The sequence below is a fragment of the Leisingera sp. G5_S3_59_S7 genome (genome assembly GCF_054968485.1).
This window is the reverse complement of the sequence record NZ_JBQKUH010000097.1, coordinates 1-9,666: the sequence shown is the minus strand read 5'-3', so window position 1 is coordinate 9,666 and position 9,666 is coordinate 1. Positions and strand designations below refer to the sequence as shown.

Annotated in this window: 10 protein-coding genes and 1 pseudogene; 3 read left to right on the top strand and 8 right to left on the bottom strand. The window is 66.3% G+C overall.

The window, feature by feature from the left end; all coding sequences use genetic code 11:
* From rfbA to rfbC, 4 genes are all read right to left on the bottom strand, one after another.
* On the bottom strand, window positions 1–862 hold an 862-nt coding region (gene rfbA, locus ACTRWG_RS22235), incomplete at its 3' end, for a glucose-1-phosphate thymidylyltransferase RfbA (RefSeq protein WP_462829953.1).
* A gap of 17 nt (window positions 863–879) precedes the next feature.
* Window positions 880–1,728, bottom strand: a complete 849-nt coding sequence (rfbD, locus tag ACTRWG_RS22230) for a dTDP-4-dehydrorhamnose reductase (protein WP_462829952.1) — start codon at window positions 1,726–1,728, stop codon at window positions 880–882.
* Window positions 1,729–1,846: 118 nt separating this feature from the next.
* Window positions 1,847–2,899 carry a dTDP-glucose 4,6-dehydratase gene (rfbB, locus tag ACTRWG_RS22225; RefSeq protein WP_259973141.1) on the bottom strand — a complete coding sequence of 351 codons (1,053 nt, stop codon included), beginning with the start codon at window positions 2,897–2,899 and terminating at the stop codon, window positions 1,847–1,849.
* 3 nt (window positions 2,900–2,902) lie between these two features.
* Window positions 2,903–3,457, bottom strand: a complete 555-nt coding sequence (gene rfbC / locus ACTRWG_RS22220; RefSeq protein ID WP_259973142.1) for a dTDP-4-dehydrorhamnose 3,5-epimerase — start codon at window positions 3,455–3,457, stop codon at window positions 2,903–2,905.
* Between the two features lie 203 nt (window positions 3,458–3,660).
* On the opposite strand from rfbC, the gene ACTRWG_RS22215 reads away from it, so the two are divergent.
* A complete protein-coding gene (locus ACTRWG_RS22215) occupies window positions 3,661–4,902 on the top strand; it encodes a glycosyltransferase family 4 protein (protein WP_462829951.1) in 1,242 nt (413 codons plus the stop codon).
* A gap of 149 nt (window positions 4,903–5,051) precedes the next feature.
* On the opposite strand, the gene ACTRWG_RS22210 is transcribed toward ACTRWG_RS22215, so the two are convergent.
* The 4 genes from ACTRWG_RS22210 to ACTRWG_RS22195 form a co-directional block, all read right to left on the bottom strand.
* The gene (locus ACTRWG_RS22210) at window positions 5,052–5,351 is read right to left on the bottom strand and encodes a CcdB family protein (RefSeq protein ID WP_259969806.1); all 300 of its coding nucleotides are present in this window, start codon (window positions 5,349–5,351) and stop codon (window positions 5,052–5,054) included.
* Window positions 5,351–5,587 carry a type II toxin-antitoxin system CcdA family antitoxin gene (locus ACTRWG_RS22205; protein WP_259969805.1) on the bottom strand — a complete coding sequence of 79 codons (237 nt, stop codon included), beginning with the start codon at window positions 5,585–5,587 and terminating at the stop codon, window positions 5,351–5,353. Before ACTRWG_RS22205 ends, ACTRWG_RS22210 begins: the two co-directional genes overlap by 1 nt.
* 302 nt (window positions 5,588–5,889) lie before the next feature.
* Complete coding sequence (gene mobC, locus ACTRWG_RS22200) at window positions 5,890–6,135, bottom strand: plasmid mobilization relaxosome protein MobC (protein WP_462829950.1); 246 nt, start codon at window positions 6,133–6,135, stop codon at window positions 5,890–5,892.
* A 582-nt stretch (window positions 6,136–6,717) separates the two neighbouring features.
* Entirely contained in the window at window positions 6,718–7,329 is a 612-nt protein-coding gene (locus ACTRWG_RS22195; RefSeq protein ID WP_462829949.1) for a response regulator transcription factor, read from the bottom strand.
* Between the two features lie 847 nt (window positions 7,330–8,176).
* On the opposite strand from ACTRWG_RS22195, the gene ACTRWG_RS22190 reads away from it, so the two are divergent.
* Window positions 8,177–9,124 (top strand): helix-turn-helix transcriptional regulator, encoded by a 948-nt coding sequence (locus ACTRWG_RS22190; protein ID WP_462829948.1) that lies wholly within the window; start codon window positions 8,177–8,179, stop codon window positions 9,122–9,124.
* A pseudogene (locus ACTRWG_RS22185) lies at window positions 9,121–9,666 on the top strand (hypothetical protein); the annotation flags it as partial. The gene ACTRWG_RS22190 and the pseudogene ACTRWG_RS22185, both read left to right, overlap by 4 nt.

Sequence of the window (9,666 nt, the reverse complement as noted above, 5' to 3'; positions counted from 1 at the left end):
GATAGGCGCCATAGGCGTTCTTGGCATATTTCCCGGCCTGCGCCTGCAGCCCGGCGGCGGTGATCCAGCCCCGGCCATAGGCGACCTCCTCCGGGCAGCCGGCCTGCAGCCCCTGGCGCTCCTGCAGGGTGCGCACGAAATTGCCCGCATCCAGGAGCGAGCCATGGGTGCCGGTATCAAGCCAGGCGTAACCGCGGCCCATGGTCTCCACCCGCAAGGCGCCTTCGTTCAGGTAGCTTTGCAGCAGGTCGGTGATCTCCAGCTCGCCGCGGGGTGAGGGCTGCACCCGGCGCGCCCGCTCAGGCGCCGATCCATCCAGAAAATACAGCCCCGTCACCGCATAGTTCGAGGGCGGAACGGGGGGCTTTTCGATGATGCCCTGCGCGGTGCCATCCGCGCCGAAGGCGACCACGCCATAGCGCTCCGGATCGGCCACGTGATAGCCGAAGACGGTGCCGCCCTCCGCCTGCCGGTCCGCCGCCGCCAGAAGCTCCGGCAGCCCGTGGCCAAAGAAGATGTTGTCGCCCAGCACCAGCGCCGAGGGCGCCCCCGCCAGAAAGTCCTCGGCCAGGATAAACGCCTGCGCCAGCCCGTCGGGCGAAGGCTGCACCACGTAAGTCAGCTCCACCCCCCACTGGCTGCCATCGCCCAGGAGGCGGATGAACTGGTCCTGGTCCTGCGGCGTGGTGATCACGCAGATCTCGCGGATGCCCGCCAGCATCAGGACGGACAGCGGGTAGTAGATCATCGGCTTGTCATACAAGGGCAGCAGCTGTTTCGACACGGCCATGGTGATCGGATAGAGCCGTGTGCCGGAGCCGCCGGCCAGGATAATGCCCTTGCGGCCGGATGCAGTCCTCATGCCGGGTTCGCCCTCTGTCATGCCACTTCTCCCAAATCCTTCAGAATATCATCCAGCCCCAGCCGCCAGTCCGGCTGCGGGATGCCAAAAACAGTCTCTAACGCGGCGCAATCAAGCCTGGAGTTCAGCGGCCGCGCTGCCGGCGCGGGGTACTCCGCGGTGGGGATGTCCTCCACCGCACAGTCCACGCCCGCGCGGGCAAAGATCTCGCGCGCAAAGCCCGCCCAGCTGGTCTGGGGCGCACCGGCAAAATGATAGGTGCCGGATTTGCCCGGATCTTCGATCAGCTGCCGCGCGATCTCCAGGCAGGCCGCCGCAATGTCCCGCGCCGGGGTCGGCGCGCCAATCTGATCGGCAACGATGGTCAGCCGCTCCCGGTCCTTGCCCAGCCGCAGCATGGTCTTGACGAAGTTGTTCCCATGGCACGACGCCACCCAGGAGGTGCGCAGGACCGCGTGAGTTCCGCCCGCCGCGCGCACCGCGTCCTCGCCTGCCAGCTTGGAGCGGCCATAGGCGTTCACCGGCGCCGTGGCATCGCCGGGCTGCCAGGGCGCCTCGCCGCTGCCGTCAAAGACGTAATCGGTGGAGAGGGTGACAAAGGGAATGGCCGCCTCAGCGCAGGCTGCCGCCATCGCGCCGGGCGCGGCGCCGTTGATCACGGTGGCCAGCGCCTCCTCGCTCTCCGCCTTGTCGACGGCCGTGTAGGCGGCGGCATTGATCACGGCCTGCGGCTGCGCCTGGCGGATGGCGGCGGCGCAGGCCGCCGGATGGCTCAGATCCGCCTGATCGCGGCCCAGGCAGGTGACCCCGTCATAAGCTGCCAGTTCACGGGCCAGCTGGCCGGTTTCGCCGAAGACGAGGATCATATGCGCTCTCCAAGATGTTCCGCCCGGCGGCACCGCCGGGCAGCGCCCGACCCTCCCCACGGGAGGGCGCTTCGCACCCGCCCAGGCTCGGGCGCTGCCCTTTGTGGCCTATCTGCCGTCACTTTCCAGTGCCCAGCCGCTGGCCGACACCGTCGCGGTCCTGCAGAGCGCGCCACCAGCTCTCGTTGTCCAGATACCATTGCACCGTCTTCTCCAGACCTTCCTCAACCGTCACGCTGGGACGCCAGCCCAGCTCCTGCCGGATGCGGCTGGGGTCGATCGCATAGCGCGCGTCATGGCCCGGGCGGTCGGCCACAAAGGTGATCTGGTCCGTGTAAGACCGCCCGTCCGCGCGCGGACGCTTTTCATCCAGAATGGCGCAGAGCGTCTGCACCAGCTCCAGGTTCGACCGCTCATTCTCGCCGCCGATATTGTAGGACCGCCCCAGTTCCCCCTTTTGCACCACCAAGAGCAGCGCATCGGCATGATCCTCCACATAGAGCCAGTCGCGCACGTTGGAGCCGTCGCCGTAGATCGGCAGCACCTTGCCCGCCAGCGCATTCAGGATCACCACCGGGATCAGTTTTTCCGGGAAATGATAGGGCCCGTAGTTGTTGGAGCAATTGGTCAGCACCACCGGCAGGCCGTAGGTCTCGTGCCAGGCCCGGACCAGGTGGTCGCTGGCGGCCTTGGAGGCGGAATAGGGCGAGCGCGGATCATACGCCGTCTCCTCAGTGAACATCACCGCCGGGTCCGCAGGCAGGCTGCCATAGACCTCGTCCGTTGAGATATGGTGGAAGCGGAACCCCTCCGGCTTGCCCGCCTGGGTCCAGTATTTCCGGGCCGCTTCCAGCATATTGAAGGTGCCGGTGATATTGGTCTCGATGAAATCGCCCGGCCCGTCGATGGAGCGGTCGACGTGGCTTTCGGCGGCCAGATGCATCACCGCATCGGGACGGTGGCGGGCAAAAACAGTGTCTAATGCGGCCCGGTCACGGATATCGGCCCGCTCAAAGGCATAGGCCGGGCTCTCTGCCACGCTGGCCACATTGTCCAGGCAGGCGGCATAGGTCAGCGCATCCAGGTTCACCACCTGATGACCGCGGGCGACGGCCAGCCGCACCACCGCAGAGCCGATGAAGCCCGCCCCGCCCGTAACCAGTAGCTTCATGCCTTATCCCTCCCAGGTGAACGGGCTGTCGAAATCCGCCAGGGCCGGCGCCGCGGCGTCCTTGCCGCTCAAGAGCGGCGTGCCCTCAAAACCCCAGTTGATGCCGCAGCTGTCCCAGGCCACCGCGCCGTCGCAGTCGGGCGCATAATAATCGGTGCATTTATAGATCACCTCGGTCTCCGCCACCCGGGTGAGGAAGCCGTGCAGGAAGCCCTTGGGCACCAGGAGCTGCTTGCCGTTCTCCGCCGTCAGCTCAATCCCGAACCATTTCCCATAGGCGGGCGAGCCCTTGCGGATATCCACCGCCACATCAAACAGCGCGCCGCGGCCGCAGCGCACCAGCTTGTCCTGGGCGTGCGGCGGCGCCTGGAAATGCAGGCCGCGCAGGGTGCCCGCCTGCACCGACAGCGAATGGTTGTCCTGGACAAACTCCAGATCGATCCCCTGCTCCTGCAGCCGCCGCTTGTTCCAGCTTTCGCTGAAAAAGCCGCGCGCATCGCCAAAGCGGGCGGGCGTCAGCACTTTCAGCCCCGGCAGCCCGGTTTCCTCTATCTGCATCGCTTCTGCCCCGCTCTCTGGCCCGGTTCCGGCCCGGTCTCTGCCCGATCCCTGTCCGGCCCCCTGATTGCCTCCGTTTGATTATATCTAGCCGCTAGCAGGGCATAGCGCCAGCATCAGGCGCCGGCAGGGCTGCAACAGGCGCCGCCCGCGCCTGCAGCCTGCGCTTGCATCCCGGCCCGCAGCCCGGCAAGCATAAGCCCATGAAGATTTTGTTTGTGCATCAGAACATGCCCGGCCAGTACCGCGAACTGGCGCCCTGGCTGGCGGCGCAAGGCGGTCATGAGATCGTGTTCCTGACCCAGCGGCGGGACGTGCAGCTGCCGGGGATCAGGACGGTCACCTACAAACCCTTCCGCACCCCGGACAAGGATGCCTTCGGTCTCTCCCGGGACTGGGAGGCGGCGTCCGGCGCGGGCCTCGGCGCGGCGCTGGCAGCGCGGCAGCTGCGGGACGCGGGCTTCACCCCCGACATCATCATCGGCCACACCGGCTGGGGCGAGCTGCTGTTCATGAAGGACCCCTACCCCGATGTCCCGATCATCGGCTTCTTTGAATATTTCTACCGCACCTCGGGCGGTCTGGTCGGGTTTGATCCGGAAAACCCGCCCAACGACCAGGCCTATTTCTTTGCCGAGGCACGCAACACCGTGCCTTATGCCAGCATTGAGCTTGTGGACCAGGGCCATGTGCCCACCGCCTGGCAGCGCGACCGGTTTCCGGCCAGTTTCCATGACCGCATGTATCTCTGCCATGACGGCATCCGCACAGACAAGCTGGGCCCCGATCCGGACGCCTCGGTCAGCCTCGGGCGGCTGGAGACGCCGCTCACCCGTAACGATGAGGTGGTCACCTATATCGCCCGCAACATGGAGCGCGCCCGCGGTTTTCACATCATGATGCGCGCCCTGCCCCGGATCCAGGCGCAGCGCCCCAATGCGCGCGTCCTGATGATCGGCGGCAGCGAGACCTCCTATGGCGCCGAGAGCAAGCACCCCGGTGGCCTGCGCGGCGAGATGGAGGATGAGCTGGGCAGCAGCGTCGACTGGAGCCGGGTGCATTTCCTCGGCAAGGTTCCGTATGACGACCTCACCCGGATCATCCAGATCAGCCGCTGCCACATCTATCTGACCATGCCCTTCGTGCTCAGCTGGTCCCTGCTGGAGGCGATGGCGATGCAGGCCACGGTGGTCGCCGCCGACGTGGCCCCGGTGCGCGAGGCGATCACCCATGGCGAGACCGGCCTGCTGGTGGATTTCTTCAGCCCGGAAAAGCTCGCCGATCAGGTGGCGGACGTGCTGGCCAATCCCGGCGAGTACGCCCACATCGGCCCGGCAGCCCGCGCCCATATGGTGGAGAAATACGATTTCCTGAGCCGCTGCCTGCCGGAGCATATCGCGCAGATCAATGCCCTCGTGCCGGAGGCACGGAGACTAAAAATCTAGCCGGAGGCACGGAGACTTAAGGTCTAGCCGGAGGCGCGGCAAAAAAATCTAACCAGAGGGATGGCGGACCGGGTTTCGGAGGGGTTTAGCTCTCTCGGTGTAACAGCGCGTGCAAATGGCCAGGAGATTGAGAATGCCGTCAGGGCACTTCAGACGCCGGTCAGCACCATATCCAGCGCCCCCATGATTTCAGCGTCGTGCTGTGCAAGGCTGGCCACCGGTGTTTTCAGGATCGAGCAAGGAACAGCGGACAGAAACTGAGTAACCATCACGTACTGCCCGGATTGGATGCTAAACACCGGATTCAGCCGTCTGGCCGGTGCAGGTGCAGTGCGAACCGCCATCAGCGGCACGACGATCCGCGTATTCAAACTCTCCAAAAGATCAGCCTGAACGTCCAAGAGATAGCCTGCATTTTCTGCGTCGGCATAAACGTCAAAACGCGCCATCAGAAAGGCCGGAATTTTTCCAGTGGCAGACCATGCTGATCAACCCATTCATTAGAGCTTTCCAGCGCCTTGGCATTTTCCCGCTTCCAAGCAGCGGCTTTTGCCTCTTGCACCGCCTGCCTCACACCCGCTTCTGCCGCCTGTGAGAGGTTCACCCCAAAAGATCTGGCCTCACGAAGCAACCCTTGGTCCAATGACAGGTTGGTTGGCTTTTTCGGCGCTGATTGTACGCGCATTCGGACCCCCTTCTATTATGCGCATAGTGTATGCGCACCAGGTACGAAATCAACCTCCGCAGTTTCAATTGCAAGACTCCCTTTCCGTTCGTGTCATGAAACAACGCGAGCGGTCCTTCAGGCAGGAGGCGCCGGGCCGTGCAGCTTGGTAAGCAGGAGGCGCCGGGCCGTGCAGCTTGGTAAAATGTGCGGTCCTAGCCAGCACCCGTAACCCGTAAAAAGTAGCGGAAGCCGCATACCGCACCACGCGTGTCTGCAGCGGCATGCAGAAATTCTGCCCCCGCAGGGGGCCTCGAAGCCGCTCAGTCCGGAAGCGCCTCTTCATCCAGGCCCAACTGAAAGGCCAGCCGGCCCCGGGCGAAATCACGCAGCTGCTGGCGCAGCATTGCCACCTCAGCGCGCAGCTGCTCCACCTCAGCCTTGGCGGGGGCATAGCTGTCCCCGGTAAAGACCCCGCGGTTCATCGCATGGGCGATCTGGTTCACGTTCGTGGCCAGCCCTTGGATCTGCCGCAACCCGGACATGAACCGGCGGCGGTCCCGCGTCATTGGCTGTGGCGCAGTGCATAACCGTGCGGTCAAAAGGCTTGCCGCCCAAGTGGACGGGGTAACCCCGGCCCGCGCTGCCTCCTCCAACAGCATATCACGCACATCCGGCGCCAGACGGACCGTAACCTTTCCTTCCCTCCGCGCTCGTGAGGACGGCCGCGGAGGCTCTGCCGGACCCGCATTATCTCCAAGGACAATACCGGTCAGCTGGCTCAGAAAAGCCGAAACGGTTTGTCCTCTCGCCGCAGCCAAAGCCTCAAGCCGGGCGTGGCGGTCAGCGGTCAAATAAGTCTTCGCTTGCTTCTTCCGGGTCGGCATTTCAATCAAATAGTAGTCTACTTGCTGGCGCTATGCCTATCCTGCATTACCTCTCGTGGAAAGCGGATCTGTGGTCCCGGACCACACTTTGCGCGGCACCTCCGGGCACAATCGAAACAGGGCCTGAAGACAAAACCTGCCCCTCAAGACCTTCTCAGCAAGAAAGGGTTTCGGGTGTTGCCGGAGACCCGGCCGCCGCATTGGCGCCCCGGAGGCCGGGCGCGCCTTTCATGCTCTTGCTGTGCTCCCTGCCAGCGGCCCGCGTCAGTGCGGGCGCGGCTCCGCGGTCTGCGGCGGCAGCCGCTCGGAGGCCCAGAGCGCCGCCTGGGTGCGGTTCTTGGCGCCGATCTTGCGGAAGCAGGTGCGCAGATGCACCTTCACCGTGGCTTCGCAGATGCCCAGCTCATTGGCGATGCTCTTGTTGGTGGCGCCTTCGGTCAGCTTGGCCAGGATCAGCTGCTCGCGGTCCGACAGCCCGTGCCCGGCCCGGGCCGGCGGGCGCGGCACAACCGCAGGCCGCGGCGGCGCCTCTGCGGCGGCGGCGGCGGCCTCCGGCAGCACGATCCGGTAGCCGTTCTGCACCACCTGCAGCGCCGCAATCAGCGCATCCGCCGACTGGCGCTCCGGGATCACCGCTTCGGCATAGGTGCTGAGACGGGCCTGGGCCTCTGGCGGGCAATCGTCGCCGGTGACCAGGATCAGATGCGCGCCGCCCTTGCGGGCCCGGAAGCTGCGCAGCTCCGCCTCCAGCCCGGCGCCGGTGCAGTGGCTGTAAAACAGCACCAGGTCCTTTGGCGGCAGCGGCGGCAGCTCTGCCAGGCTGCTGCAGCAGCTGCCGGTCTCGTAATCATGCGCTTCACAGATGTTCAGAAACATATCCCTGAGAAGCCTGCTTTCCCCCACAATGTGCACAGGCATCCAAAACTCCTTTACTCGTAACCAGAGCCGGATCCTGCGTCCGGCCCGTCCCTCCAGGAGCGCCCTTTTTTGAAACCGCCTGCCCCCGCAGGCCGCCGGTGCTGCAATGCGCGGCCGCTCCCTGAAACACAATTCACCCGCCTGCTGCCGTCTTGGCCCCGGCGGCGCTTCTGCGCTGCCGTTTCCGGATCGTGATAAATACAGAACATGCCCGGAAAAAAACATCCTGGGCCTGGCAGCGCACACGGGCAATCAAACACTTCTGATGCGCATTGCTGTGGATAAACCGTAGCGAATCCAGCCGTTTTTGTTAAGAAACTTCCCCTCCCGGAGCAGCGCTTTTTGGCTGGCCGGCCCGGCCCGGCGCCCGGGTTTGCGCCTTATCCGCCTGTTTTTCCACGCGATCCGGCCAGGGCGCCTTACCCCGTTAGCAGTGTCTCCAATGGGGAAACGGTCTGTTTCCGGATGGAATTCTACAATTTTAAGAAACTTATATCCGTGTAGAAAACAACCCTGGGTTTTTTCGATTCGCCTGATGCGCCGCCGGCCGCTACCCCCATGGTAGTATCCGCCGCCGCCCGGCCGCGCCGCGCCGGCCTTTGGCGTACCTCCTCTGCCCGGTTTGCCGTTTCCGGCACTGTGCTACCTTCATGGCATTCATAATGTCATGCCGGGGGGCAACATGGTTGTGTTGAGTGCGTCCGCTGCGCAAGCGGGCAGGTTGGTATTTTCGCGGTCTCTTCAAAGGCAAATTTCTTCTCTGACAAAACTGGCCCTGGTGCAGCCGGGGCACCGCCGCGCCCCGGTGCTGACCAGTGCCGGGGCGCTTGGCGAGGCCTGCCCGGACACCGCCGCGGCAGCGCTGCGGCGCCAGCTGCAGCCCGGCACCGCCAACAGCTTCCGCCCGCGCCGCCCGGGGGGGGCGGCGGCGCAGATGCTGGCGGCGCGGCTCCCCGCCGAACTGGCGGCGGAGCTGGCCGCAGGCCGCGGCTGGGCGCTGTTTTCCTGCGGTTTCGAGGACGGCAGCGAGGATCTGATCGCGCTGAAACTGGACGGCGGCCCGCATGATGCCCATTGCGGCGACATCCTGCAGGCGATCTGGCCGGTGCTGCGCGAGGACAGCTTGCGCGAGCTGGCGGGCGAGACCCAGGCGGCGGTGACCAGCGCGCTGCTGTGGACCATTTCCAAGAAAACCGACAGCGCGGTGCTGGTGCTCGACGGCGAGGGCCGCCTGCTGCATTGCAATGAATCGGGGCGCGACATGCTGGAGGGCGGCGACCTGCTCAGCGACCAGGGCGGCCGCCTCAGCTGCGCCCGCCCCGGCGAGACCGCAGGGTTTTACGCGGCGGTGGCCGAATGCGCCCGCTCGCGCCGCGGCAGCGCCCGCGGCCCGCGCGAGCTGATCCTGTTCCTGGAGGACCGCCAAAGCGGCATGCGGCTGCCGGTGTCGCTGACCCGCTACCGCTGCGCCGGCGCCGATCAGCCGCTGGTGGTGGCGATCCTGCCGCGCCAGCCCGACCGCACCCGCATCGAGATGCTGGCCCAGAAGATGGGGCTGTCGCCGGCTGAGGCGCGGGTGGCGGCGCTCATTCAGCTGGGGCTCAGCAACCGCGAGGCGGCGCATATCGCGGGCCTCAAGGAGCAGACCTTCAACACCTATGCCAAGCGGGTGCTGGCCAAGCTGCAGTCGGCGGGCCGCGCCGAGATGGCGCAGCGGCTGACCTGGCAGGCCTCGCTGGGGAGGGCGTCATGAACAAGCTGACGCTCGACGCGCCGGTGCAGGGCCCGCCCGCCCCGGCCGGCAGCCCCGCCCGCCCGGCCGCGGTTCAGCAGCCCGCCGCGCAACAGGAGCCGGCGCAGCCGCGCCAGGCAGCGCCGCCGGACCGGCCCGCACAGCCCCGCCCGGCCCAGGCGCCCTCGGCGCAGGCACAGGCACAAACACAGGCGCAGGCCGCTCCGGATCAGCCGGCCCGGCGGCCGCAGCCGGATCCGGCGGCCCCGCAGGACAAGCCGGCGCAGCCGCCGCGGCTGAGCGCCGCGGTGCTGGCGCAGATCGCCAACGCCCTGCGCCAGGGCGGGCCGGACGCGCCGCCGCTGGCGGCCCAGGCCGATCTGGTGGCGCTGCACAAGCGCATCGCGGAGATGTTCACCACCCTCAACGAGGGGCTGGGCGCGCAGGCGGCGCAGAAGGCGGCCGCCGACCGCGCCGCGCTGAGCGCCCGCATCGACCAGCTGGAGACGGCGGTGAACCGGATGGAAGGCGCGCTCAGGATCGAGCTTGAGCCGGTGCTGAAG